At 63.2% G+C, this 26,003-nt stretch carries 19 protein-coding genes; 13 read left to right on the forward strand and 6 right to left on the reverse strand.

The genetic code is table 11. The features are described 5' to 3' along the window. Window positions 1-31 precede the first annotated feature (31 nt). Window positions 32-772 carry a GNAT family N-acetyltransferase gene (locus AC3EO7_RS35055; RefSeq protein WP_435593521.1) on the reverse strand — a complete coding sequence of 247 codons (741 nt, stop codon included), beginning with the start codon at window positions 770-772 and terminating at the stop codon, window positions 32-34. A 533-nt stretch (window positions 773-1,305) separates the two neighbouring features. On the opposite strand from AC3EO7_RS35055, the gene AC3EO7_RS35060 reads away from it, so the two are divergent. Continuing rightward, on the forward strand, window positions 1,306-1,584 hold the full coding sequence (locus AC3EO7_RS35060) for an NUDIX hydrolase N-terminal domain-containing protein (protein WP_435593522.1): 279 nt from the start codon (window positions 1,306-1,308) through the stop codon (window positions 1,582-1,584). Window positions 1,585-2,514: 930 nt separating this feature from the next. Beyond that, entirely contained in the window at window positions 2,515-3,633 is a 1,119-nt protein-coding gene (locus AC3EO7_RS35065; protein WP_435593523.1) for an endonuclease domain-containing protein, read from the forward strand. A 271-nt stretch (window positions 3,634-3,904) separates the two neighbouring features. Here AC3EO7_RS35065 and AC3EO7_RS35070 read toward each other — a convergent pair whose 3' ends face one another. Together AC3EO7_RS35070 and AC3EO7_RS35075 are read right to left on the reverse strand one after the other, a co-directional pair. Beyond that, window positions 3,905-4,387: a GNAT family N-acetyltransferase gene (locus tag AC3EO7_RS35070; RefSeq protein ID WP_435593524.1), complete on the reverse strand. Its 483-nt coding sequence runs from the start codon at window positions 4,385-4,387 to the stop codon at window positions 3,905-3,907. After that, entirely contained in the window at window positions 4,384-7,524 is a 3,141-nt protein-coding gene (locus AC3EO7_RS35075) for an orotidine 5'-phosphate decarboxylase / HUMPS family protein (RefSeq protein WP_435593525.1), read from the reverse strand. Before AC3EO7_RS35075 ends, AC3EO7_RS35070 begins: the two co-directional genes overlap by 4 nt. A 395-nt stretch (window positions 7,525-7,919) precedes the next feature. Here AC3EO7_RS35075 and AC3EO7_RS35080 point away from each other — a divergent pair, with 395 nt between their 5' ends. The 9 genes from AC3EO7_RS35080 to AC3EO7_RS35120 all read left to right on the forward strand — a co-directional run bounded on the left by AC3EO7_RS35080 (window position 7,920) and on the right by AC3EO7_RS35120 (window position 19,079). Continuing rightward, entirely contained in the window at window positions 7,920-8,537 is a 618-nt protein-coding gene (locus tag AC3EO7_RS35080; RefSeq protein ID WP_435593526.1) for an HD domain-containing protein, read from the forward strand. A 131-nt stretch (window positions 8,538-8,668) separates the two neighbouring features. After that, complete coding sequence (locus AC3EO7_RS35085; protein ID WP_435593527.1) at window positions 8,669-9,103, forward strand: NUDIX hydrolase; 435 nt, start codon at window positions 8,669-8,671, stop codon at window positions 9,101-9,103. Window positions 9,104-9,885: 782 nt separating this feature from the next. Beyond that, window positions 9,886-11,415, forward strand: a complete 1,530-nt coding sequence (locus AC3EO7_RS35090) for a class I adenylate-forming enzyme family protein (RefSeq protein WP_435593528.1) — start codon at window positions 9,886-9,888, stop codon at window positions 11,413-11,415. Continuing rightward, the gene (locus tag AC3EO7_RS35095) at window positions 11,412-12,089 is read left to right on the forward strand and encodes an HAD family hydrolase (protein WP_435593529.1); all 678 of its coding nucleotides are present in this window, start codon (window positions 11,412-11,414) and stop codon (window positions 12,087-12,089) included. The genes AC3EO7_RS35090 and AC3EO7_RS35095 overlap by 4 nt, the downstream gene beginning before the upstream one ends. After that, the gene (locus AC3EO7_RS35100; protein WP_435593530.1) at window positions 12,082-15,009 is read left to right on the forward strand and encodes an FAD-dependent oxidoreductase; all 2,928 of its coding nucleotides are present in this window, start codon (window positions 12,082-12,084) and stop codon (window positions 15,007-15,009) included. The genes AC3EO7_RS35095 and AC3EO7_RS35100 overlap by 8 nt, the downstream gene beginning before the upstream one ends. After that, window positions 15,006-15,692 (forward strand): PIG-L deacetylase family protein, encoded by a 687-nt coding sequence (locus tag AC3EO7_RS35105; RefSeq protein WP_435593531.1) that lies wholly within the window; start codon window positions 15,006-15,008, stop codon window positions 15,690-15,692. The genes AC3EO7_RS35100 and AC3EO7_RS35105 overlap by 4 nt, the downstream gene beginning before the upstream one ends. 7 nt (window positions 15,693-15,699) lie before the next feature. Continuing rightward, window positions 15,700-17,043, forward strand: a complete 1,344-nt coding sequence (locus tag AC3EO7_RS35110) for a nucleotide sugar dehydrogenase (protein WP_435593532.1) — start codon at window positions 15,700-15,702, stop codon at window positions 17,041-17,043. After that, complete coding sequence (locus AC3EO7_RS35115; RefSeq protein WP_435593533.1) at window positions 17,040-18,221, forward strand: acyltransferase; 1,182 nt, start codon at window positions 17,040-17,042, stop codon at window positions 18,219-18,221. The genes AC3EO7_RS35110 and AC3EO7_RS35115 overlap by 4 nt, the downstream gene beginning before the upstream one ends. Before the next feature lie 66 nt (window positions 18,222-18,287). Beyond that, window positions 18,288-19,079, forward strand: coding sequence for a sugar phosphate isomerase/epimerase family protein (locus AC3EO7_RS35120; RefSeq protein ID WP_488186316.1), 792 nt, complete (start codon window positions 18,288-18,290; stop codon window positions 19,077-19,079). 39 nt (window positions 19,080-19,118) lie between these two features. Here the strand turns inward: AC3EO7_RS35120 and aspS are convergent, their stop codons facing one another. Continuing rightward, entirely contained in the window at window positions 19,119-20,882 is a 1,764-nt protein-coding gene (aspS, locus tag AC3EO7_RS35125) for an aspartate--tRNA ligase (RefSeq protein WP_435593535.1), read from the reverse strand. 203 nt (window positions 20,883-21,085) lie between these two features. On the opposite strand from aspS, the gene AC3EO7_RS35130 reads away from it, so the two are divergent. Beyond that, a complete protein-coding gene (locus AC3EO7_RS35130; protein WP_435593536.1) occupies window positions 21,086-22,267 on the forward strand; it encodes a pyridoxal phosphate-dependent aminotransferase in 1,182 nt (393 codons plus the stop codon). A 181-nt stretch (window positions 22,268-22,448) separates the two neighbouring features. Next, a complete protein-coding gene (locus tag AC3EO7_RS35135; RefSeq protein WP_435593537.1) occupies window positions 22,449-23,369 on the forward strand; it encodes an amino acid--tRNA ligase-related protein in 921 nt (306 codons plus the stop codon). Between the two features lie 1,014 nt (window positions 23,370-24,383). On the opposite strand, the gene AC3EO7_RS35140 is transcribed toward AC3EO7_RS35135, so the two are convergent. Further along, a complete protein-coding gene (locus AC3EO7_RS35140; protein WP_435593538.1) occupies window positions 24,384-25,112 on the reverse strand; it encodes an NYN domain-containing protein in 729 nt (242 codons plus the stop codon). Between the two features lie 239 nt (window positions 25,113-25,351). Continuing rightward, on the reverse strand, window positions 25,352-25,852 hold the full coding sequence (locus tag AC3EO7_RS35145; protein WP_435593539.1) for an HIT domain-containing protein: 501 nt from the start codon (window positions 25,850-25,852) through the stop codon (window positions 25,352-25,354). Window positions 25,853-26,003 lie beyond the last annotated feature (151 nt).

Genomic DNA, 26,003 nt, shown 5'->3' on the forward strand with positions numbered 1-26,003 from the left:
AGCATCCCGGTGATCCGCCGCCCACCCAGCTTCAGGTTGGAAGCCAATACTGGCAGATACCGTCGCTGGTGATGGTGTCAAGTTCGCCGCCACAGGCGGTGATAACCCGGCGCGAGGCCAGGTTGTCGGTGCGGCAGGTCATCCTGGCGTGGACGATGCCGAGATCCTTTGCCAGCGGCAGCGTTTCGCGCAGAATTTGGGTTGCGACACCTTGCCTACGTCGGTCTGGGACGACGACATAGCCGATATGGCCGCCCCAGTGCATCAATTTGTCGGTGAGCATATGGCGGATGTCGCTGCTGCCGATGATCTGCCCGGTGGTGTCCTCGGCCATCAAGAACGTGCTCGGCACCGCATCGGGCTCGAGGTCGATGCCGCGGCGAGCCCTGTCGAGCCGATCGAGATAGGCAGCCCACGCTCCGCTGTAGTCCTTAGCGAAGGTGAAGCCATCGGCGTGCAGACGACGACGGACCGACAGGAACTGCTGCTCATCGCCCGGCCCGAGCAACCGCAGCCGGACGTCAACCCGGCTTCTGGTACCCGAGTCCAGCGGCAGCGACATCTCGATCTCGGTGACATCAGGATTGTCCAACGCCGGTTTACAGCGGCCGGTCTCGGCGAATCCAAACCGCGTGTACAGCGCACGAGCAAGGTCGTTGTCCTCGACGACCCACAGGTGCAGCTGGCGGTGCGCGCCTCCGCGCGCCCAGTCCACGACGGCGCCGACGAGTGCATCCGCGACGCCGGTGCCGCGGGCGCTCGGATGGACCACACCGACACCAGCCAGGGCTGCCCGTTGTCGAGGAGCTCGCCGGCCGAACCGACCAGCGCATCGTCGTGCTGGGCGACGAACAGAGCCTGCCGGTCCATCCAGCCCCGCCACTGCCCTTCACTCCACGCCGAGGCGACCTCGAACCCCGAACCGAAAACACCGAACCGGGCTTCCCGCAACGCTTCCAGACGCACAGCCCGCACGAGCTGCCAATCGTCGGCAGCCACCCTGTATACGCTCATCGCCCGAGCCTGGCCAGCGAGGGTCAGCAGCGCAACGCATTATCGTCTCAAGCGGGCGGCAAGGATGTCGGCGTAGGTCGGATCGAGGATCGGGGCGAGGGCCAGGCGGCATCGGTTCGGACCGCATCAACGGACGGCAGCCTGTACTGGCATCCGGATGGCACTGGCCTGCGGTAGTGCTCAGCGGCTGCCTGCAACTGGGTTTCACTGTTCGCGACACCACAGCCTACCGGCTCACTCCGCACCCTTGATCCCACAGCGGCACTCCTGGAGGACACCACCGGCAACTCGGTGGAAGCCAACATCCTGCGCATCGGCCAACGCCTCGCTGACATCGCTCAGAACGGTCTCACCTATGGCCGCGACGAATTCGATCACCAGCGCTACACCGAAACCCAGAAGCTCGCCGCGGAGCTGCTGGCGACTGTCAGCGGCCGGTCACCGCAGCAGCTGGCGGCGAGCCTCGCGGCCGAAAATGGCTACAGCACGCCGAAGGTCGATGTCCGAGCGGGTGTGTTCGATGATCAGGGCCGCATCCTGCTGATCCAGGACAGCCAAGATGGGCGGTAGTCGCCACCTGGGGGGTGGTGCGACGCAGGCGAATCCACCGCCCAAGCCGTCGAGAATGAAGCGCGAGAAGAAGCGGGCCTTGTCGTGCGCGCCGCAAGCTCGTCGCGGCGCTGGCCCGCGACACCCAAGGGCACCAGCCGCAGCTCCTGTTCAGCGTCCTCAAGCTGTACTACCTGTGCGACGTCGTCGACGACTCCGGTACCCCAGACCCGCTGGAAACGCTTGATATCGGCTGGTTCCCCACTGACCAGCTGCCTGTGCTGTCGACGACCCGTATCTTGGAGAGCCAGATCAGGCTGATGCGTCAGCATTGGGTCGATCCCGACCTACCCAACGTATTCGATTGATCTGATCCGTCGGGCAGGTGCGGCGCTTCGGCACGTTCTGGCACAAGTGCGGGGCTTCTGCCACTAGCCGACACGAATCGTTCCGCCCGATTGCCGTTCGGGGTCCGGGTCCTGGGTGCTGTCGTCGCCGTTACCGGTAGCGATTAGTGCTGGGTGGGGTTCGTCGATCTGGATGCTGGCGGTCGTTGCCGGTTGCCTCTGATGGCTTGCGCGGCAGTATGTTTCGACAGGGGGATGAACCGGCGCGAATTCCCGATGGGCTGCACCGTCCAGTGCGGCAGCGAATCCCTACCCCGGCCAACCACTGTCGCGTGTGCGTGTCGGTGGTGTATGCGACGGTGGCGGAATGACTAGTGGATCGCGGGATATGCGGAGGGTTGCTGTCATCGGCGGCGGTTCGGGATGGTGGCGTACGGCATCTCAGTGGGCGTGTACGTGTGATGGATGTTCTCCGGCCTATATCGAGTGTGTCGATGACCTACTGGCGGCGCTGGTCGACGAGGCAGCCCGCCGGGCGTGTGTTCACCGTGGACCGGCCGATCCACTACTTTGCGCCGACTGTTCTGCGGAGGTTCTGCTGGCCGTGGAGCTGATCGCAGGCACCGCAATCGCATTCGAAGAAGGCGACAGGGCGACTGCCGATATGTGGGCCCGGGTGATGGCCGATGTGTTCGGCACGTTGGCACCGCCCCCGGAATTTCTCATCGCCTTACAGGAGGTCGATTCCGGGTTCGATCTGATGGGGTATATCGCTGAGGCACTGGTAGCGACAATCCCGTTCCCAGACAACCCCGGGCTTGAGGCCGTAGCTCTGGCCCGCCGGGTGATCGCCAGCTTTCTTGCTCGCAGTCGGGGACAGCGGCCCGTGGATGTCATCCCACTCGACCCGAATCGTCCTTGCCGGGGCAGCAGCAGGGGTGAAATCGAGATGGCGAAGCGGCTGGGTTGGCCGGAGACCGAACGGCACACCATCTACCGGCGTGTACGCCAAGCCGCGGTGGCGGCCAACAACGAGGCACAGTTCATCCGGCTGTGCCTCGAGGCAGGTGTGAGTTTGTACCCCCGCAAACATTCCACCGAACCGAGCGTAGTGGGCTGCAGCTACGGGCTTGCTGCACCGCACCCCGGCGGCGGCCGCTGCTATGCGGGCCGACATCTTGCCGGTGATCTGTCGATGCCTTCACTGCGCGAATCGTGGACCGGAGATCCGACGCCTACGGCCGCCGTGACGACCTGGGCAAAACTCGTGAATCCGTATGTACTGCAGACAGCCCCGTCGTGTGGGGATCATGAGGGTGGGATCGCCGAGCCGTGGGTGTGGGTGCACCACGCCACGTCGTCCGGTGGTGTCGATGAAATTGATGCAACAGTGGCGGAGCGATGGCCGCCCGGCTCTACCCCGCCCCGTGCAGTCGTTTGGGACGTGCTCATGCGCCGGCAGCACGGCATATGTGCACTGTGTTCGATCCGGACCTTCTACTGGCGTGAGACATTCGCCAGCACCCCCGCACGACGACCCGAGCCTGACCACGTCGACCATGACCACGCCACCGGCCTTGTCCGTGGACTGCTTTGCGTTTCGTGCAATACCGTGCGTGAGCCGTCCGGTGCCACTGCGGGTGACGACGTCGTCCTTGCCTATGAGGCGAATCCCCCCGCGCTGCCGTTCGGCTGGCGCTACCAGAATCAGTCGTCCACATGACCAGCAGCGGATCTGCGGTCGGCAGCGCCATATTGGCCTGCAGCTGTCCGCGCGCGGCAGCCTCGGAACTTGGACCGGGGCAAGGGATCCTGGCCAGCTCCCGGCGCCAAGTCATGTGTCAGACCGGTGATCTCCCCATATCGGTCCAACAAGTCGATACTCGCTGCCGAGACCGTTGTTTGGACAGTGGAAAGGCCATCATCCCACTAGTGGGTCCTCTACCCGCATCACGTGGCTGTGTGTCGGCTGCGAATCACCATGCAGCCCGGTTTTATTGGCTCAAGAGCAATTCGTAGACGGCCCGGCTGCGGCCGGGTCCTTTGTAGTCGGTGATGACCGAGACACCGTCGAACTGGTGGTCGCCGGGTACGTTGACGAATCCAAGGGTGGTCCATGTGGCGTGTGCTGCGCGGTTTTCCGGCTCTGAGGTCAGGTATATCCGCGTGCAGTCCCATTTTTCGGCTTGGGTGCGGATGCTGTTCAGGAGCGCTCGGGCGATGCCGCGTTGCCGGTGCTCAGGATGGATCATGACGTCCTGAACATAGACATCCGCTGGGTTGTCCTGGCTTCGGAACGCGATCACGGCGCCGGTGATGTTGTTGTCCTCGTCGGTCATGACGGGGCACGTCGAGGAGAACAGCTCGGCGTAGAGCCAGTAGTCGGACAGGCCGCGGGCGTGGATGTAGGGCTCGCCGAGCTCCATGAGGTCGTGGATGTCGTTGATGTGCTGGACCTGCAGAGGGGTGATGATCATGGGCGCTCCTGTGCATGGATTTTTCGGACAATGCTGGTCAACTGGTGTGCGAGGTCGGAGGGGGCGACGGCGTCGGCGATGCTGCGGCCGATGATGGCGATGTCCCAGTGGTTGCTGTCGGTGAGTTCGTCGTCGGCTGTGCTGAATCCGCCGGACACTGCGACGGGGAGCTGGCTGCAGCTGCGGATCGTTCTGGCCGTCGCGAGCGGGTGGTCGCTGCCTACGCCGAGGTCGATGTTGGTGGTGACGACGAAGCCGTCGATTCCAGTGCGTTCCATCTCGCGCAGCCACGCGGCATTGACGTGGTCACGAGGTGTGTCGAGGACGAGTGCGACGCCGAGGCGGCGTGCGGCCGTCACTGCGGCGGCGACGCTGGCGGTGGATGCTGGGCCGATGAGGAGCACGACGTCCGCGCCGGCTTCGGCGGCGAGTTCGACTTGGTCGCGGCCCCAGTCGGCGGACATCATTTCGGCCACGACCGTCGTATCGGGTGCGGCGCGCTTGATCGCGGCGATCGCTTCGACGCCAGATCGTTTGATCAAAGGGTCGCCGACCTCGATGAAATCGGTTCCGGCGTCGACGGCGGCTCGGGCGATCGTGATAGCACGGTCGAGCGAATGCACGTCGAGAGCGACCTGGAGAGACCTGCGGCCGCGCCGCCGCCGGTACTGTTCGCGGACGCTTTCTGTGTCCGACTGAAGGGCATACCGTCGTCGAGTCGCGTGGGCCTCACGGGTGGTGAGCCAGTGCGTGGATGATTCGCCTCGAGCGACGAGGGATCGTTCGAGATCGGACGGAAGCGCGATCCAGCCGGTCCGCATTTCCCTGAGCAACCCGAAGAGGGCATCGTCCACCGCTGCCGACGCCTCGAGGCTGCTGTCGTTGCCCAGCAGACGAATTCGTGTCAGGAGCTTCATTGCCGACGCTGGGGGCGTAGCCCAGTCCGTCCCGCTGGCAGCAGTGGCGATAGCGGTGCTGGTAAGGGTGGGATCCGGCAGCGGCGTTCGTGTTCCGGACAGGACTCCCTGCAGGGCGCGTTCGCGGACGTGCCAGTTGCGGTCGGTGAGCAGAGTTCGCAGGCAAGTCAGCGCTGAGGCAGTGTCGACCGTTCCGACTACACGGGCGAGGGCTGCTCGGACCTTGTAGTCGTCGTCGCGAACGAGACGGTCGACGATCCGGCCGATGTGCACTGGGGTGATGGTGCGGTGTCCGTGTAGCGCTTCGGCGAGTGCGGCGCGTACTCGCCAATCCAGGTGCGTCAGAAGCTGTTCGAGGAGGTCTCCGGCGTCGTTGCCGGCTGTGGTGAACAGGTCGAAGTGGCGGGCGAGGAAGGCGGCTTCCCCCACATGGTCGAGGTTGATGCCGTCGAGTATGCGGGTGCTGATCCGAATATCGAGAGCGTGTTCGATATGGCGGGCGATGTCTTCCCACATCTGCGAGCCGTGGATCTGCAGTTGGTTGATCACCCATTGGGCATGCAGATCAGCAAGTGCTGCAGGAAGATTCGGTGTGGCAAGGAGTGCACGGGCGAGCTGGCGTGCCGGGGCCTGGGTGCAGCGGTGTGCACAGGCGCGGAGAACATCATCGGAGATGGATATGCCCTGTGTCGCGGCTGATTCGATCAACATAGGCAGCGCGGCATCCAGAGCGGTCGATGGTGCCACAGTGATCATTTCAACGAGGTTGGGCGCAGATGTGGTCAGAGCGCAGACGACGAAATCGAATACGCCTTGTACCACCGCGGACCGGGTGGCGTGAGCGGCGAGTTCGTTGAAGGCGGTGACCGTCGCCGGGGATCGGCCACGCGCGGTCATTTCGTCGACGATCCGGGTCGCCAGGAAATACTCGCGGAATACGTCATGGCTGAACCGAATTCCTCCGCCGGGCGCCTGCTCGACGACCAGCGCTGCAGCTCGTCGGAGATCTATGCGAGAGGGGGCGTTCGGCACCAATACCGCATCGGTCAGCGACTCGGGTATGACGTCGGGCATGAGTTCGCACGCGCTCTGCGTCAGTTGTTCGATGACAACCTCGACAGGGTGTCCGCCGCGGGCGAGAAGTGTTCGTACGCAATGATCGACCAGATGAAACGCCCCGTTGATTTCAGGGCTTTCCTCGGCGGAATCTCCTGCACTACGGAGCATCTGCATGTACAGGGGGGTTCTCGCGAGCGATTGCACCGATTCCGGTAGGGCCGTGAACGGCACATGATCGTCGTGGCGCAGTTGTTCCCACACCTGCCGGGCCTCGGCCGGGGTCCACGCAGTCAGTGAGTACGACACCGCGCCTGCGGTACCCGGGGGGCCAAAGGTAGCTGCTGCCAGGACCGGGTAGGCCGAAAGGTCGAGTTCCGGAGGCGTGCGGGCGACGATGACGAAGCGCAGATTCTTCGAATTCGCCTGTCGCAGAATGCTGTCAACCTGGCGGCCGACAATGACGAGCTGATTGTCGGAGTCGACTCCGTCGATGACGACGACACATGGATGGTCGAGCGGGCCAGACGCCTGTTCAAGACTCAGCAAGGCGTCGTCTCCGCTGCTCAACGAGGCGTATCGGAGTATCTCGGTAGCGAGGTCTGTGCCCGCCGGAGTCCACGTTGAGCAGGTGTGCAATTGGAAATCGGCCCGGGTCGACATTTTGTGTGCCACGTGCTGGGTGAATCGGGTCTTCCCGCTCCCGGCGCGTCCGGCTAGTACGAAGGCCCTGGCCGGGGAATCAAGGAACTGTTCGAAACGCTCGACGGCGGCTGCATCCGGCCGATAGTTCGCTTCTGTGAGGTCCGATCCGACTGCATCGAGAAGGACTGTTGTCCGCTGCCCGGAGCGATCACCGAGGTACGTTCGCGCCGGTGGTCGCTCAACGTGTGCCTCCACAGGCGTCGTCGGCTCGTCGCCGGTCTCGGTTCGCAAGAGGAGTTCGAATCGATCGCCCACTTCGGGCCCGGACCGGGTGAGGTCCATGTCGAGGATCTGCTGGGTCTCGTATCGCAGTCTTGCGTCGGCGCCCCGACGCTCCCAGTTCGATACGGCGGCGTCATTGACTCCGAGGTGGGCTGCGAACTCCCGGACGCTCATCCGTTTGGCCTCGCGCAGGGCCCGTGCCTCCCGCCCTGTCCACCGAGCCACCACCGAACCCATACGCCGAATCATCCCCCATCCGTATTCGTCGTTCTCGCGCACCTACGGTAGCCGTTCGACCACAGAACTAGGGCAGAACTAGGACGACGGCGCATGTTCGCGGCGCTTCGCCCATGACAGCGTGAATGTGTTCGCTCCGACCAGCGGGCACATCAATCCGTGAAGAGCGCAGACCCCTGGATGGTGTGAATAGCGCTGGGGTGCGACCTGGATCGAAGGGAGTTCCGCTCATGGTGAATGCGATTGCTCGTCTGCCGGCTGCGGCGGTGATCTTCGCCGGCCCGTTCTTGCGGGCGGACGGTCGGGCGGTTCGACACCGCATCCCCGCAGCAGGTAGAGGCTGCCAGCGCTGCACTCCTCAGACCGCTCGCATGCCCGAAAGGTGCTGGAACGCAATGCCTATGCTGCCGATGCATCACAACCCGCTTGTCGTTGCGGCGCTGCGAATGGCGCGTGCTAGGTACGCAGGCCACAACCAGGTGACCGGGACTACCGCCCTCGCGCACGCGGTCGCTGTGGCCAATACGATCGGCGATCACGCCCCCGGGGCGGAGCCGGAGTGGATCGCCGCGGCCCTGCTGCACCGAGCCGGTGAGATCGATCCGCCGGCCGATGGCGGCGACCTCGACGAGCTGGCAACCGGATGCTCTTCGCGCGATGTCGCATGCCTGATGACCATGCTGGGCACGGCCGGGACGATGACCAACGTGATTGCGGCCGCGGAGAAGTCGGTGACCCTGACTGTGGTTCTCGATCGAGCGGCCACCAGCGGTGATGAGGCGTCGTACTGGGATGACCATCCGGAGTTGTCCGCGCTGGTGAGCGAGTGTCGTCGTTTCCATTCCAGTGCCGCAGATACTGTGCCTGACAGCCTCGCGGATCTGCTGGACGCCCTGATCACTCGCGCCGAGGCCAGCAGGCCGCAACACGCCGGTCCAGTGGCCGCGCAATCGCGAAAAGGCCTGGAACGCAGTCCATTTGACGGCAGCAGTGGCGGCGCGGCGCCAGGGTGAACACGTTGGGTCCGCTACTAGACTGCCTGGCTGGAGACGGCCGTACGTGCCGTCGGGGGCTGCGCTCGGTCTGGCAGCTCGTTCATTCCGCGCCACCTTGATTCCATGATTCGTAGGAAGGATTGCGCCTGATGTCCGAGAAGGTCGTCAAGGAGAAGGTACTGGTCTACGTCGTTCGCGACGGCAAGCTGTTGGTGTTCCGGCACACCGACTACTCGTGGGAGGAAGTCGGGATCCAGGTGCCCGCCGGGAGCGTTCGCGCCGGTGAAACGCCCGAGGATGCGGCGCTGCGCGAAGCGCGGGAGGAGACCGGGCTGTCGGACTTCAAGGTCGTACGCAAGCTCGGAGAAGCCGAGTACGACATCAGCCCCTATCGGTTCGAGATCCAGCAACGGCACTTTTTCGAGCTGGAGTTGTGTCAGGACGCGCCGGACCGGTGGGCAAGCCAGGAAGACCACGACGGCGAGGGGGAGCCGACACGGTTCGAATGCTTCTGGATTCCGCTCGAAGCCGCCCACGTCCTGCAATCGGGACAGGGCGCTCTGCTCGGCCGCCTCGCCGACTGAGCCAGACCAAGCCACCGATTCCGGTTGGGAGTGAGCCCTGTGAACGGGGACAACGGCAGTCCGTACTTGACGATGACGCAAACCGGTCGCGGAAGGCGTGTTCAGCACGGTGGGGCACGTGATCATGGCCATGCCATCGCTGGAGGATGGGAACGGCGCGTCGCAGCTGGCTGCGTGCCGAGAGCGACCCGATGCGCTCGATGTCGTCGAACGCATCTCCGGCAGCACTGCGGGCGTCCGGCTGCGGCTTCTCGGGCCGGGCGTCCTCCCACAGATCGCTGTGGTGAGCGGCTCAACTTCATGGAGATGTTGGGCGACAGTGGTTCTCATGGTTCGCCTCGTCGCCTGTCTTGGGTGTTGTGGCGGTGGCGACGGCGGTGATGCGCTGGGCGCGGGTGTAGTCGGCGGTGAGCCGTTCGCGTTCGGTGGTGCGAGTCTTGCCGAGCTGGCCCCGGAAGATCCTGGTGCGTGGGCGTGTTCGGCCCAGACGTCGCGGTGGACCTGGTGGTGGGTGGCCTGCGGGCAGCGCGCTGAGTCACACATGCCGATCATGGGCTTCGTCGCTATCGGCGTGCCGTCGAGCTTGAGTCAGAGCGCTCGGGGGCGGTGAACCAGCATTAGTTCTCCGGGCTAGAGGTGCAGTACCTTGGCGCGTTTAGGCGTTCAGCAACTTGCCCGATGGCCGTCCAATAGCGTTGTGGTGCAGTAGAATTAGCGCACGAAGTCGATGCCACACAGGGGTGTAGAGCACAGGCTTCGACGTGCGCGAAGGGAGGGCTCAGATGATCCACCGACGTTCACATCGGCTCGACGAGCTGGTGCTCGGCGGTCTCGCCGCTCGCGGCAAAGACCTCGCTCTCATAGGTTCGGGGACGGCACTGTCCGGCCGGGAAACTGCAGACGAGGTGGCGCGGCTGACCGCGATGTTGCGAACAGCAGGGCTGACCCCAGGGGAAGCGGTACTCGTTGCGGTGGATAATCATCCGTCCGATCTGGTGTGCCAGCTTGCGATATGGCAGGCCGATTGCGTGGTTGTACCCGTATATCGCCGACATCCGGTCGCAGTCGTTTCCGACATCATGCAGCGGTGCGCAGCGCGGTATCTTGTCGGCCCTGTTCCATCGGCGTGGACCGGGCTCGTCACCGCTTCCCGCGATGTTGTCCACACCCTCCAAAGCTCCGACGCAGGCCCAGCCAGCCGTCCTCAGGAATTGGACCGTGATCAGGCGCTAATCGTTTTCACCTCGGGCTCGACCGGCAAACCTAAAGGCGTTGTTATCTCGCACCGAGCGTTTGCAACGAAACTCTGCGCGATCGACTCCGTGCTGTACTTCGCTGAGGCGGCAACGATGCTGCAGGTTCTGCATCTCCACTTCAGCTTCGGCCAATGGACGAGCCTGCTGACCCTTGGTTCGGGCGGACAGTTGGAGCTCGTTCGACGCTACGAGACCGATTTGGTACTCCGTCGTCTCGCTGATGCCTACTACGACCGCATAGCGGTGGTGCCGACCATGATGCGCATGATTGCAAGCAGGCTCACCGATCCGGGATGCGAGCGGCTGCTCGCCGCCATGCGTGCGTCGGGTTCGCCAGGGTTGTGGATCGCTGGCGGTGAACCACTCGCCGCAGGTCTCGGACAGCAGTTCCGATCGCTGCTTCCCCGCAGCGGACTGGCCGATGTATTCGGGCTAAGCGAAAGCGCAACTTCGGATTTCATCGTTCCGCCCGACGAGTACGACGCGCTGGCTGGAACGATCGGTCATCCGTCACCCGGTGTCGAAGCACGCGTCGTTCCGATGGATGGGCAGACCGCCGAAGCACCTTTCGACGTTGTCGGCGAGCTGTGGCTGCGCACCCCGCATCTGATGACTGGTTACCTCGGCGATCAAGCAGCGACGATAGAGGCCATAGTCGGAAACTGGCTCAAGACAGGAGATCTCGCACGGAGGCGCCGAGACGGCATGTTCGAACTCGCAGGTCGGGCGAAGAACCTCATAGTGCGCGGCGGAATGAAGATCTCGCCGCTCGAGGTCGAGAATGTTTTCTCGGCCCATCCGGACTGCTCAGGAGTGATCGCGACCGGCGTCGCCGACACGATACTCGGTGAGCGAATCCATTTGGTGGTCACACCGCACCCAGGTCGGATCGTTGACCCCAATCAAATAAGGGACTGGGGGCGGGCGAGGATAGAGTCGTACAAGCTGCCCGATGTGGTGCATGTGATCGACGTGCTGCCGACCGGGGTTACTGGCAAGACCGACCGTCTTGCGGTATCGGAACTCGTCCGCGAACGCCTGAGCGTGAACCGATGAGTCGACCGGTAGCGCTGCTGCTCGACGTCGGCGGCGTGCTGCTGCTTCCTCAAGCCAATGTAATCGCCGCCCGATTGGCCCAGTGGGGTGCTGTACCCTCCGGCCACGACGATGCCGCAGTGCACTACCGAGCTGTCGCAGCGTTCGATGAATCGGGATTCATGGCCGACTACCGGCGGCACTATGCGCGGTTGGTCGGAGTCCGGGAAGACTTGTGCGCGGTCGCGGCGGAATCGGGTGCCTTCAGCGGGCCGTGGCGTTCGGTTGTCCCGCGGGCTGCTGAAGCGCTACAGCGTCTCGCTGTTGCCGACCTTCGTATGGTGGTGGTATCTGACTCCGACGGCACAGTCGAACAACAGCTCCGAGAGGCCCGATTAGCCCAAATCGGGCAAGGTCCTGGTGTTTCGCTTATCGGCATCTGCGACTCCAGTCATGTGGGTGTGCGGAAGCCGCATGCCCGAATGTTCGAATCAGCGCTGATGCTCGCGCGTGCCAGTCCCGATGAGGTGGTCATGGTGGGCGACAGCCTCCGTTGCGATATCGATGGTGCACGGGCGTGTGGAATCCAACCGATTCATGTTGCTCCACTGGGCAACTGCGTACGTTGTGACCACCAGCATGTCGCAGGAATAAACGAAGTCGTCGACATGCTGATGGGAGCCCGCGGTGAGTAGCGTGCGCCCGGAGGGCTCCAGGCGCTTCGGCACGGTAGTCGTCGGAGCAGGAGTTTCCGGTCTGACGACCGCGCTCTTCCTCGCCCGCGCCGGTGTGGAGGTACTGATCGTCGAAAAAGACGCCGTCCCGCCACCGGCAGACCCCGCCGATGCCTTGGCCAACTGGAACCGCCCGGGCGTCCCACACTTTCGCAACGGCCACGCCTTTCACGGTCTTGGCTACCGAACTATCAGGAAGCGCGCTCCAGACATCCTGACCGTTCTTTTGGACGTCGGCGCGAGTGTACGACGGTTCGACTCAGCGATTCCGGCAGCAGATCGGCAGTCCGAAGACGCCGATCTCGTCGCGCTCCGATGTAGCCGCCCGCTGTTCGAATGGGTGCTTCGGAAGGCTGTCGCGCGCGAACCGGACATCGAGCTCCGCACGGGATGCTCGGTGGCCGACCTGCTCTCGGATTCAGGCGGCCGTCGCATTGGTGGAGTCGTGCTCGGCGACGGTTGCCGAATCAATGCTCCATGGGTTGTAGACGCAACCGGACACCGCGCGGCCTTGCGGCATTTCCTGCCGGACCTCGGAGCCCGAACACCTGTCGTCCGCTCCGAGCATTCCGGCACGTCGTACTATGCGCGGCACTTCCGCCGCATATCGCACGGAGGCCCGGAACCGGAGGAGTTCCGCTTCGGACCGTCTGGTGACCTCGGTTTCCTCCGCTATTCGGTCCTGGAGGAGGACTCCGCCAGCTTCGTAGTCACCCTCAACACTCGCAGCAGTGAGCGTGAAATGCGAATACTGCAGGATGCGCAACGATGGAGCCGAGTCGCCGCAGCACTACCCGGATTGACCGACTGGATCGGACCCGACGTAGCGCGCCCGATCTCCGGCGTCTGCTCCTACGCGGGGCGCGGCAATGTCTTCGCCGCACATTGCGCGGATAGTACGGTGACGGGTTTGGTGGCCATCGGCGACGCGCTCTGCCAGACCAATCCTACGCAGGGCTGGGGCGTTTCGATCGCTCTGCACCAAGCCGGTGTCGTCGCCGACACGATAGTGCGCTCGGGAACGGAACCGAGCCGGGCTGTGACCCTGGCGCTCACCGCAGAGCTCGCCACCTTCGTCGAACCGTTCTACACAGCTGCAGCGATGGAAGACCGCGATCGCAACCGAGAAGCATCCGGCGAAGACATCGACGTCACCGATGTTCACAGCGCGCTCTTCTGCCGAAAAGTCGTATATCAACTCGGCAGCGAGGACGTCGGGCTCTACCGAGCGGCACAGCGGCGCATCCACCTGCTGGACGATCCGTTGATCCTGATGTCGGACCACGAAATGCTGACCCGGGCATCGGAATTGCATTACTCCCGCAACGACCGTCACGGATCCCATCCCATGGCTGGCCCGACTAAGGACGATCTGCTGCGGACGGCACACAGCCGACCTCAACTGACCATCAATAGCACCGACAACAATTCGCATCGAACAGAGAGCGTGCTACCTGTGCCAGATTATGTTGACCTCGTCCAGCTCATCGGAAGAACCCCGGTCGGCCAAGATCGAGATCGATTGCTGGCCGAGTTGTCTTCCGCGACGAGTCATGCCATCGAGACCACCGGCCGTGGGATCGACCTCAACGAGGAGAACCTAGCCGGGCTCGACCTCACGGATGTCGATCTGCGCCGTGCAACGCTGAATCGCGCACTCCTGCACGGCACTAAGCTCGTGCGAACCAATATGCGGGAAGCGGTGATGGTGTGCCCCGGTATGGAGCGCACCGACCTCACCGGAGCAGATCTGACCGGGGCCTACGTTCATGCTTTGGCGGCGCAGACCTGCGTGTTCGATGCCGCAAAGCTGTCGGATCTGCGTGACGCCACCGGCACGCTCTTTCATGGATGCAGTATGCGGCGATGCGTCCTGACGGGAAGCCAGCTCGCAGGTTCGGCCTTCTACCAGTGCGATCTCTCAGAGGCATCGCTCGATCGGGCGAACCTGCAGGGTGCCCTCATCAACGAATGTCTATTGCACCAGGCAACGATGGCTGGCGCGCTGCTGGACCAGGCCATGATGGTGAAGGTCGGCCTGCGTACCACTTCGCTGGCGCGGGCCACCGGACACGGGTTGACAATCACCCGCCCCACGGACACAGATGGGTTGGTGCTCACGGGCGGACAGTTTCCCCACCTACGGCTGGATACCATCCGTGGTGCGCACTGGTCGTGCGCGGATCTCGCCGCTCCGGATGCTGACCTGGTTGATGTTGCTGTGACCGACGCGGACTTCACCGGCGCAGATCTGGGCAGATCGATGTGGCGATCGGTATCGATGCCAGGGGTCGTGATGGCGGGGGCGTCGCTCATCGACGCGAAACTGACGGGCTGTACTCTGCGTGGCGGCAAACTGATTGGCCTCCGTGCTGAGAATCTCAACATCGTGGAGTCCGACCTGTTCGAGTGCGATCTCACTGGGATTGCGGCTCGATGCCTCACCGCGCGCGACGTGAATCTCGGCCGTGCCGATCTGTCACAGGCGAACCTATACCGATCGATGCTCACCGGCGATCCACCGAATGCGATGAGCCTGCGCGGTGCACGAATGCAGAATGCCGTACTGGTGCAGGCGTATGTCGCTGCCGATCTGTCTGATGCGGACCTGACCAATGTCAACGCCGCCTACAGCAGGTTCAGTCAGTCCTGCCTGGAACGCGCGATCCTCGACGGAGCCAACATGTTCCAGTCCGCTTGGGTGAAGGCTTCGTTCACCGATGCATCGCTCGCCGGCATCAGGCCACCGGTATTCAGCGACCGATGCGGTGGCTTAGTGGCTGCGGTCGAGAAGACGGCAGGATCTTCACGAGACGAGATGGTTGGATTCCTGGAATCATTCAGCGAAACGCTGGCTACCGCGCGAAAGGGATCCACGTGAGCGATTCGATCGACATTCTGGTGGTTGCGGCACATCCCGACGATGCCGAGCTCGCCCTCGGGGGTGGTATAGCGGCATGGGTCAAGGCCGGCCTACGAGTGACCGTGGCCTGCTGCTCGGTGTCGGAAGGATCACCCGAACTGGCGGCACGACGGCGACAGGCAGCGCAGGACGCCGCTGTGATCCTGGGCTATGAATTGCTCTGGGTGGTCCCCGGAGACGAGCGGCAGGTCGAGAACATACCTGAATACCACCTGGTTGGACTGTTCGACAAGCTGGTACGCGAAGTCCGGCCCGACCTTGTGATCAGTCATTGGGACGGTGACTCACACGGCGACCATCGCCGAGTGGCGTACGCGATCGCGGCTTCGGCGCGGACCTGGCCAGATGTGGCACTGCTCCAGTTCGGCCCCAACGAGCATCGCGCTCCGTCATACGGCCAATTCACCTCCACCGTGTTCGTTCCCATGTCGGAGTACATCGACCGGAAGACAACGGCTCTGGCGGCGTACTCCTACGAAGGCCAGGGTTACCGTCCGCTCGACACTGCCGGGGTTGCCCTGCGCAACCGCGCGTTGGGCACCCAATGCGGTGTTGAAGCGTGCGAGGGCTTGCGACTGGTGCGTGTGGTCGCCGGCACCCGCGGGGCGCGTGGCCTCGCACGCCTTCTCACTGATCTCTAGGAGTTTCATGAGCATGTCGGTACCCCGAACCAGGGAACCAGAGTCCGGGTCGGACTGCCACCGCACCCGCTTGAGCGATGGTCGCGGTCGGCTGGCCGTCTGGGGTCTCGGCTATATCGGGCTTTCCACCGCGACTGCCTTCGCCGACGTCGGTGTCCAGGTCGTGGGCTTCGACCCCGCCGAACAACGTGTACGGTCCCTGACCGGCATCAACAGCCGGATCGCAGTTTCGTCCGAGGCTACCGATGTGCTGGCCGCGGACTGTTGCGTGCACATGATCGCGGTACCGACCGAAAGAGAAGGCGAGCCGTTCGACGGTGCGCTGTCATCGGTGATCGCTGATATCGCCGCATCGCTCACTAAGGGGGATCTACGCGGAACCTGCCCGCTGGTGATAATCGAATCCACCCTGACCCCTGGAACCACTGACGAGCTGCTGCTGCCGATCTTGGCCGAGCATGGCCTCAAGGTTGGCCGCGACTTGCTCGTCGGTCTCGCTCCCCGCCGGGACTGGTTTCTCGCCGAGGGCTACAGCCTGCGCGAGCTCGATCGCGTCTACGGCGGAGTCGAGGCCAGATCCGCCGCGGCGACGCGGGCTGTCCTGGGGCTCGTCAACAACATCCTGCATCAGGCTCGGACACACCATACATGTGAGTTGGTCAAGTGCGTTGAGAATGCGTTCCGGCACATGGACATCACACTGGCTAACGAGTTGACGTTGGCCTACCCAGACGTAGACATGGTCGAGGTGCTCCGGTTGGCCGGCACCAAGTGGAATATCGGTACGTATCACCCCAGCTTCGGCACGGGTGGCTACTGTATTCCGCTGGCGAGCCGCTATCTCATTCGGGGAGCTGAACATCCGGAGTATCTCGGGCTACTGCGCAGGACCGTCGAGACGGATGATCAGATGCGACTTCTGGTCGCCGATGCCGTCCGAGCGCGACCGCCCGTCGTCATTCTTGGAGTCGCTTACAAGGGCGGTATAAAGGTCGACATCTTGAGCCCAGCGAAATCGATCGCGCGAAGCCTTCGCGACCGGAGTGTACCGGTGGTAGTCCACGACCCGCTGTATGACAACGCCGAGATCGATGGATTGCTCGGGCCAGGCTTGACGACGGACGATCTGCCCGGTGCCCTTCGATCCGCCCGATCTGTTCTCGTGATTCCAGATCATTCCGAATTCACGGGTCCCGAATACGTGAACAACATCAACTATCCACGCGAGGAAACCCTCATCGTGCTCGACAACCATGGGGTGCTTGCAGACGTGGCCTGGGCTGACCACGTCATCTACAAGCGGGCGGGGAACAAACGATGGCTCGACACTGAGGAGGATGCTGACATATGACTGGAGCACAACATAGTCCCGCCGATGATGGAACCCGCGGTGCAAAACTATTGGCTGCGGCTGGCGCAGAAGTGGGTGCCGGCGTTCGGGCCTGGCTGGGCGCCGACGTCCACGTCGGCAACGACGTTCGTCTCGAGGACGATGTGACCCTTGTGGCGGACCAACTCCACCTCGGCGACGGCGCGCGAATAGGTACGGCCACCGACATCCGCTCGGCCCGTGTCGAGATCGGCGACCGGTGCGAGTTGCTGCCCAGCGTGTCCGTACTGGCAGCGGATTCCTTTGTGCTCGGTGCTGCGAGCAGGATCGAGGGCCGGGTCTCGATCGTGTGTCGCAGCTTTCGAGCTGGCAAGCTCTTCTACTTCGGCCACGATTCGTCGGTCGGATATGGCGGCACCACTGCCTCCTCAGCCCATGTCCGCATTGGAGACCGCGTTGCGCTGGGTCCCCACAACATCCTCAACGCCAACCTGCCGATCGAACTCGGCGATCAGGTCGGTTCCGGGTGCTATCTATCGGTGTGGACGCACGGTTTCCATTTCGGCCACCGGCTGTCCGACGGCTTCCAGGCGACCTTCGAAGGCGTCCGAATCGAGCCGAATGTCTGGCTGGGCTTTCACGTTTCGGTGCTCCCGGGTGTCACGATCGGCGCGAACACAATTCTCGCCGCAGGGGCTGTCGCCGCACGTGATCTGCCTGCAGACGTACTCGCCGGGGGCGTGCCGGCCAGACCTTTGAGGCCGATAGTCGCCCGACGCCTCGACGATCGCGAACTTCGGGAGCTCGTCATGGACCTGCTCGATTCGTGGTGCGACGAGCTCACATGGAAAGGCGTCGAGTACCACAGAACCGGACCGGGCGAGATTTCCGTCAGAACTACCCGGGTACAGGTCCGCGACGCCGAGTATGAACCGTCGGATTTTTTGGGGGAGAAGGACTTTGATGAGCTCGTTCTCCTTAGTCTCGACGATCGGCTCGAGGCTCCGCGAACCGACGAGGGGACGGTGGTGTTCCAGCTGCGCACCGGCCACCTTCTCGGCTCACTGTCACTCATCGCCCACGACCTCCGAGACTTCCTGCGACGGCACGCCCTGCCGTGCGGAGACGAGGAGACCTTTCGAGGTCTGCCGAGCGCACCGTTCGCCCGTCTGATCAATCCAGGTACCGCCATCGGGTAGCGTCCTTTACCGCTCGCTACCAATCAGCGACGACGTCCAGCAACGGGACCCTAGGTCAGAGGAGTAATGAATCCAGTAGGACTGTCGACAGGGTGCTACTACGGTCTCGATATCGTGACGGAGGACGCCGTCAACCTGGCGGCCCACCTAGGTTCCGACACGGTCGAGATCTACATTCAGGGGGAACCCGAGCTCCACCCCGAAATGGTCACTGTTCTCGCCGACCGTTGCCGAACCACCGGACTCGACGTGATATCGGTCCATCCCTACGTATTCGGCTGGGAACATCTGCTGTTCAGTAACTACTCACGGCAGCGTGCCTGGGCGCAGCGGAGATTCGTGCAGTACCTCGAGATCTGTGCGGCAACCGGCGCCGATGCCTACGTCAGCCACGGACCGCCCCGGCACCATGCTGTGGATTCCGACGGTATGCCGTCCCGTCGATACATCGACATCATGCGTGATCTTGTCTCCGAGGCGACAGCGCACAGCGTCCGATACTGCCTGGAGAACGTCAGTTACGGCCTGGTCCGCGCTCCCGATGATTTCCACGCCCACCGGGACCTGATATCGGATCTGGGATTCGTCGTCGACTTCAAGTCCGCCTGGAAGGCCGGATTTCGGCCGGTCGACTTCCTGACATCGGAGCTGATTCCGGATGTTCATCACACACAGGTCAGTTTTCGTGACGACGGACGGTACGGCCTGGGCGCGAGTAGCCCGACTGCCGCCGTCGAGGATGCGGATATCTATATCGCATTGCAGGTCGCGGTGCCGCATGTGCTGGAGATAGAGGCAACTGCCGTGGATCAGGTGGCCGACTCTTTGGCGGCCGTCCGGAAGGGGCTGGCTTCGTGAAGAGTCAGCCCCTTCTTGGGCATCCGAACCGAACGGGATCTACCCAGTCTTCGGCTGGGCACGCGCATCGATGTTGAGTTCTCGCAACCGCTGCGGCTCCACGTCGGTAGGTGCACCCATGAGGAGGTCCTGAGCGTTCTGATTCAACGGGAACGCGATCGTCTCACGAATGTTCGGCTCATCTGCCAGCAGCATGACCATCCGGTCTACCCCGGGGGCGATTCCAGCATGCGGCGGGGCTCCGAAATGCAGAGCTCGCACCATGCCGCCGAACTGCTCGTCGACGTGTTCCTTCGAGTAACCCGCGATTCGGAATGCCTCGTACATGATCTCCGGATCGTGATTTCGCACCGCACCAGAGGACAACTCGATGCCGTTACACACGATGTCGTACTGCCAGGCGAGAATGTCGAGAGGATCGCGGGTCCGCAACGTTTCCAGCCCGCCCTGCGGCATAGAGAACGGGTTGTGACTGAACTCGATCGAACCGTCGTCCGCCTTTTCGTACATGGGGAAATCGACTACCCAGGCGAATCGGAAAACATTCTCCTCGAAGACACTGGTGCGCTTGGCTGCCTCTACTCGGATCTCGCCCATGATCTTGGCGACATCCGCCTCGTTCCCGGCGCCGAAGAAGATCGCCGTACCGGGCTTTCCATCGACGAGATCGATCAGCTTCGTAGCGACATCGGTTGTGAGGAACTTGGCGATCGGTCCGCTCAGTGTGCCGTCTTCGCCGACCTTGACCCAGGCGAGCCCAGTTGCCCCCAACTCGACTGCGTATTCACCCAACTGGTCGTAGAACGAACGAGGCTTGTCGGCAACGTCGTGTACCGGCAGTGCTCGGACATGCTTGTTCGCGAAAGCCCTGAAGTCGCTGCCCTGAAACAGGTGGGAAACATCGATGAGTTCATACGGCGAGCGCAGATCAGGTTTATCCGAACCATAACGGGCCATCGAATCCCGGTATGGAATTCGAGGAAAAGGCGCGACGATGTTCCGACCTGGCGCGAATTCCGTGAACATGTCGAGCAGTACGTTCTCGACGATGCCGAAAACATCTTCCTGCTCAACGAAACTCATCTCGATATCGAGTTGGTAGAACTCACCCGGAGAGCGATCGGCACGGGCGTCTTCGTCGCGGAAGCATGGTGCGATCTGGAAGTATCGATCGAAACCGCTGATCATCAACAGCTGTTTGAATTGCTGCGGAGCTTGTGGGAGGGCATAGAACTTGCCCGGGTGTAGCCGTGACGGCACGAGGAAGTCGCGGGCTCCCTCGGGGCTCGTGGCGGAGAGGATGGGAGTCTGGATATCGATGAAACCCAGATCGGTCATCTTCCGCCGAAGATAGGCGATGACCGCTGAACGGAGCAGGATATTGCGGTGCATTCGTTCACGGCGGAGGTCCAGAAAACGATACCGCAGCCGTGTCTCTTCGCCTACGCGATCTTCGGGAGATACCTGGAAGGGAAGTGGATCGCACTTGCCGAGAACTTCCAAAGCCGTTACCTCGACTTCGATCTCGCCGGTCTGGATCTCCGGGTTGATGTTCTCCTCCGCGCGACGCAGCACCCGACCGTCGACCCGGATAACCGTCTCTTTCTGCAGATGACTCAGCTGCTCGAAGACCTCGGAGTTCGGCCGTGCAACAAGCTGAACCACGCCGTAGTTGTCGCGAAGGTCTACGAAAAGCACGCCACCGAGGTCTCGCCGATTGTGTAGCCATCCCGACAGGCGTACGTCGTGGTTGACGTCAGCGAGGCCCAGCTCTACACAGGTGTGGGTACGGTATGTGTGCATGTTCCTTCCACATTTTCTAAGGTCGTGGCTCACATGGGCGTGCAACAGTCCCTAAGCCTACGGCACGCCTACGGTGCCCTCGACGGAGTGCAACGATACGTAACGGCCCGCAGGCGCAGTGGTTCTCGCGCTCGGCCGAGGAGCTTGTGCCGTGACCCCTTGGGGGTTGAGTACCGCCTGGATACGGGCAGAGGATAACAGCCATGACTTTCAGCGCACATCCTCGCCGCAATCGCCGACTCGCTGAATTCGGCACGACGATCTTCGCCGAGATGTCTGCGCTCGCCGAACGAACTGGAGCGATCAATCTGGGTCAGGGATTCCCCGACACCGACGGACCCGAGACCGTTCGAGAAGCGGCGGTACGTGCGCTACGTGACGGGCGTGGAAACCAGTACCCGCCGGGGCTCGGTGTTCCGGAGCTGCGGACGGCGATCGCCGCTCATCAGCAGCGCTGGTACGCGCTATCGTTCGACCCCGATCGCGAGGTCTTGGTGACCGCCGGTGCGACCGAGGCTCTCGCGGCCTCGCTCCTGGGCCTTCTGGAGCCGGGAGACGAGGTGATCGCCCTCGAGCCCTACTACGACTCCTACGCAGCCTGCATAGCCATGGCAGGAGGACAGCGCGTGCCGGTGGCGTTGCGCCCCAACGGGGGATCGTTCCGCCTCGATCTCGATGAGTTGCAGACCGCGGTCACCAACCGCACACGGCTATTACTTGTCAACACCCCGCACAATCCGACCGGAACCGTCCTCACTCGAGAGGAGCTCCAGGCGATAGCGGAGCTTGCAGTGGCGCGGGACCTGCTGGTTGTGACTGACGAGGTCTACGAGCACCTGGTCTTCGACGGAGCCGAGCATGTGCCGCTCGCTGCGTTGCCGGGGATGCGCGAGCGGACAGTGACCATCGGCTCCGCTGGGAAGACTTTCTCGTTCACCGGCTGGAAGGTCGGCTGGGCTACAGCGACACCAGAACTCATCGATGCCGTGCGATCGGCCAAGCAGTTCCTGACATTCGTATGTTCGGGGCCATTCCAGTACGCCGTCGCGGAGGCTCTGGCGCTACCGGACTCCTACTTCGCCGACTTCCGCGCGGACATGTCGGCCAAGCGCGATGTGCTGACAACAGGACTGCGCAGAGCTGGCTTCCAGGTCTTCGATCCCGCCGGTACATACTTCGTAACCACAGACATACGTCCCCTCGGCGAAGTAGACGGCACCGCCTTCTGCTGGTCACTCCCCGAACGCGCTGGCGTAGTCGCCATCCCCAACGCGGTCTTCTACGACCAACCGAAGGCCGGAGAGCCATTTGTGCGGTTCGCTTTCTGCAAGCGCAAGGATGTCCTCGACGAGGCGGTTGGCCGCCTCGAGCGCCTGACGCAGTGACCACAGGCAGATGCTCCGGTACTCGGGACCATTCGCCTGTACACTGATCTTCGTGTCGAAACGTCGCTCCTGGCTTCAGTTTTCGTTGACAGGAGCTATGTCTGCACATCGACCGCAATGATCCGCGCCGACTTCGCGGACCATGAATTGTGTGCAACACCTCTTGGTTGAGGAGCGCTTGATGTCAACCCCTCTGCTTGCCGATCTTGCCCACCTCCGGAGCCAACGTGTCAGAGGCAATCTAGTGATTCGCGACCGCATCCGGCGCGCCGCTCGATCTGCCTTGACGGAGGCTGGCTTCCTGGAGGTCGATACGCCAGTCCTCGGAGCTCGGATCGACGAGTACGCCGCTGGACACCTTCGCGCCGAGACAGCCAGCGGACACCGGCTGTGGCTGGCACAGTCGCCCCAGCTGTACAAGCAGGCATTGATCGCCGCAGGTCTGGAGCGTTACTTTCAGTTCGCACACTGCTTCCGCGACGAACATCGCGAGCCCGGGCGGACAGACTATCTGCGGGAGTTCGTTCAGCTCGATGTGGAGATGCGTACCGAAAGTTCCATCGAGATCATGGCTGTCGTGGAGCATGTGCTGCAAGGCGTGCTATCGACACTCGGCATTCCAGTACCCTCTTTCCCGTTTCCGCGCCTTGACGCCATGACGGCGATGCGGGAGTACGGGTCGGATCGGCCGGATCTCCGGGGCGAAGGTGAGGAGGTCTCCTGTCTGTGGGTGGTCGACTTTCCGGTCGCCCGTAGCAGTCACGGCACTGTGGAGCTGGAACGACATCCCATGGCACGCCCTCAATCAACGTCGGTCACGAAGGAGAATCTCACAACACTGCGCAGCCACTCCTTCGACCTTGTTGTCAATGGCTACGAGATCGCCAGCGGTGCGCTCCGAATACACGACCCGGCAGCGCAATCGGAGCTGCTCCATGCCGCCGGACTTGACCCTGCCGCGTTCGGAGACTTGCTAGCCATCCTGGAGAACTGTCCCCCGCACGGGGGCTTCGGATTGGGCCTGGATCGCCTAACCATGCAGCTACTCGGAGTCGAGTCAATCGCCGATGCCACTGCCTTCCCTAATGGTTTCGGAGCGTGAGTCTCTCCGCGTCAACGAGGCCCTGCACCGTTGCGTTCCGGCAACCCCGCCGTCGTTAGGGACACCAAGACCATCACGAGTACTGCGTTGATCACGATGACGCTGGCCGCCGTATAATGCGCCGCCCGCATCGCTATCACCCGCATCGCCGCGAACATGGGACCGCCGCCAGCGTTCCCATGTTCGATGTGCCCTGGGCCGGTCGTGTCGAACATGAGAACGGGGACGGCCCGCGGTTTTCGGGTGGCCGGTTGGTGATCGAAGCCGATCACCTGTTACAGGCGGCAGTGCCGTTGTCCTGGTGGGTGACGCGATGTAGCCGATGCCCTCGTGAATCAATACACGGCTGTCAGCCAGGTTCTGGACGGCGTGGACGGCACCGGTCAGGGGGCGTGGTCTATCGGCTGTTCGAGATCAATGCGAAAGTCCACGGCCCTAAGACTGTTACGCATGCCGATTTACGCACCATCGTCAACCTGGCGGGAGTTTCCGATACAGACGCTCATTCGTCGCTTGCAGCGGCGTCGGGATCGGGTAGCGACCGGCGTGTTCCACCGGAATCGGGTGTGGCCAGCCTTACGTGCCTGCCCTCCAGCGACCTGAAGAAGGCATCGAGGATCGCGCCCCACGGCTCTCGACAGCGGCAATACGCGGCCGGGACCGGGGCCGCGTGATGAGATCGCCGCCGCCGTCGAAGCCGCGACCGGAGACCCGGGGTTTCCTCGCGCGGGGCACGCGGTGCGACTGCTTCTTGGTCGGCTTGCGGCTCTTGGACTTCGGTATGAACCAGCCCCCAGACTCGGACACCGCACATCCGGCGGCACCAGGAAAAGCGTTGCGCTTCAACGATGACCGCAACCACCGACACATCTGCTTGGCTGGGCTGAAGCTGAACAGGCCAGGTACTTCGTCTGGGCCGCTGATGCATCAGCATTGGGTCGAACCCGAACTGCCCACCGTGTTCGATTGATCTGATCCGTCGAGCCGGTGCGGCGTTGCGCCAGTGGTCGGACGCTACGTGCGGGTTTTGTTGCGGATGTAGGTGACCTTGGATTTGCTGTTGCCAGGGCTGCGGGTTTGGGCATCGAATAGGCCGCTGGCTTTGACGAAGTTGCCGAACTTCCTGCGGCCGTACGCCTTGGGAGCGATGCCGTGCTGAATTTTGAGAACGTTTCCTACCTCGCCAAGGTGCGCCCACCCGTCGCCGTCAGCGGCATGGTCGACCGCGGCGCGTAGCGTGGCGATCACGGTGGGGTCGAGGGAAGCTGGGTCTGGTGTGGTCGCAGTCAGCGGTTCGGAGACAGCTGGCGTGGGGTTGCTGGTGAATGGTGTGAGTGTGTTGACATCGGTGAACCCATCGCATGCGGTGACGAAGGGTTTCGGTGTTTTGGCCTCGCCGAACCCGTACACACGGCAGCCGGATTCGCGGAGACGCATCACCAGGCCGGTGAAGTCGGCGTCGCTGGTCACCAGGACGAAGGCGGCGTAGTCACCGGTGTGGAGCAGATCGATCGCGTCCACGGCCATGGCGAGGTCGGTGGCGTTCTTGCCGGTCGTCCAGCTCGGATTGTGTATGGGCCGGATCGAGTAGGCCAGCAGCGGCGCGCGCCATCCGCTCAGGTGTGGTTGGCTCCAGTCTCCGTAGGCGCGTTTGAGATGGGCGGTGCCGTAGCGGTCGACGGCTGCGAGCACGGCGCCGATCCGCGATGGGGACGCGTTGTCGGCGTCGATGAACACCGCCACCTCGCCACGATCGTGCAGCGCAGAACTGATCTGCGCGGTGCCGACATCCCGTCCGGGAACCGGATCGCTCAGTAACCGCCGACCCATCATGACGAGCAGGCGTCCGGCGACTGTCCGCACACTGTCGCGAAGAGTCGATGCTCGGCGGACGTCGGAATCCATTGCCGCACAGTACCGCCCGCGTCCGGTCATGACCGGTACCTTGCACTGGGGAGGTTGCGCGCTCCGCTTCGACGAGCTCACCCGCGCCGGTCCATCGAAGCGTCCGACACCTCGTGCCGAGCCGTGGTTGTTGCTGCGGCGGCTTGGTCGAGCGCGTCGTCGCAGTGGGGGAACAGGCGGCGGATGCCGCCGCGGGGGTTGGGGAGGTCGCCGTGCCAGCGGGGGATGATGTGGATGTGGAGGTGGGCGATGCTGCGTCCGGCGGCTTCGCCGTCGTTGATTCCGATGGTGTAGCCGTCGGGTCGGAATCGGTCGTGCAGGAGTTGGCGCGCGGATCGCGCGACGGCGCGCAGGTCGTGCATTTCCGGGCTGGTGAGGTCGAAGAACGACGGAATGTGGCGGAAGGGGACGAGCTCGAGGTGGCCGGGTTGGGCGGGGACATTGTCCCAGCGGGCATACCAGCAGCGGCTGCGGGCCAGGACGGTGTTCAGGTCTGGATCGGCGTGACGACAGAAGAGGCACGAACGGGCAGGATCAGATGGCTGCTCCGGGGAAGCTCCGACGACAACGTCCGGCACGGTTGATGTCTCCTTTCGTGGCGTATGCCACGGGAATTGGCGATGGGAGGGAGGACTGAGTGCAGCGTGGCCGTCGCTCATGGGTTCCGGTAGGTGTTTCGACCCGGTGGCGCTGGCGTTGTCGCTATCGGGGCGAGTCGGGCCACAGCCA

It is taken from the genome of Nocardia sp. bgisy118 (assembly GCF_057708605.1).

Bases quoted from the DNA above. Each gene is read 5' to 3' on its own strand.
- AC3EO7_RS35130 (WP_435593536.1), top strand. From the start codon at position 21,086: ATGACTTTCAGCGCACATCCTCGCCGCAATCGCCGACTCGCTGAATTC.
- AC3EO7_RS35075 (WP_435593525.1), bottom strand. From the start codon at position 7,524: ATGGGTTCGGTGGTGGCTCGGTGGACAGGGCGGGAGGCACGGGCCCTG.
- AC3EO7_RS35120 (WP_488186316.1), top strand. From the start codon at position 18,288: ATGAATCCAGTAGGACTGTCGACAGGGTGCTACTACGGTCTCGATATC.
- AC3EO7_RS35085 (WP_435593527.1), top strand. From the start codon at position 8,669: ATGTCCGAGAAGGTCGTCAAGGAGAAGGTACTGGTCTACGTCGTTCGC.
- AC3EO7_RS35070 (WP_435593524.1), bottom strand. From the start codon at position 4,387: ATGATCATCACCCCTCTGCAGGTCCAGCACATCAACGACATCCACGAC.
- AC3EO7_RS35110 (WP_435593532.1), top strand. From the start codon at position 15,700: ATGAGCATGTCGGTACCCCGAACCAGGGAACCAGAGTCCGGGTCGGAC.
- AC3EO7_RS35090 (WP_435593528.1), top strand. From the start codon at position 9,886: ATGATCCACCGACGTTCACATCGGCTCGACGAGCTGGTGCTCGGCGGT.
- AC3EO7_RS35135 (WP_435593537.1), top strand. From the start codon at position 22,449: ATGTCAACCCCTCTGCTTGCCGATCTTGCCCACCTCCGGAGCCAACGT.
- AC3EO7_RS35115 (WP_435593533.1), top strand. From the start codon at position 17,040: ATGACTGGAGCACAACATAGTCCCGCCGATGATGGAACCCGCGGTGCA.
- AC3EO7_RS35095 (WP_435593529.1), top strand. From the start codon at position 11,412: ATGAGTCGACCGGTAGCGCTGCTGCTCGACGTCGGCGGCGTGCTGCTG.
- aspS (WP_435593535.1), bottom strand. From the start codon at position 20,882: ATGCACACATACCGTACCCACACCTGTGTAGAGCTGGGCCTCGCTGAC.
- AC3EO7_RS35080 (WP_435593526.1), top strand. From the start codon at position 7,920: ATGCCTATGCTGCCGATGCATCACAACCCGCTTGTCGTTGCGGCGCTG.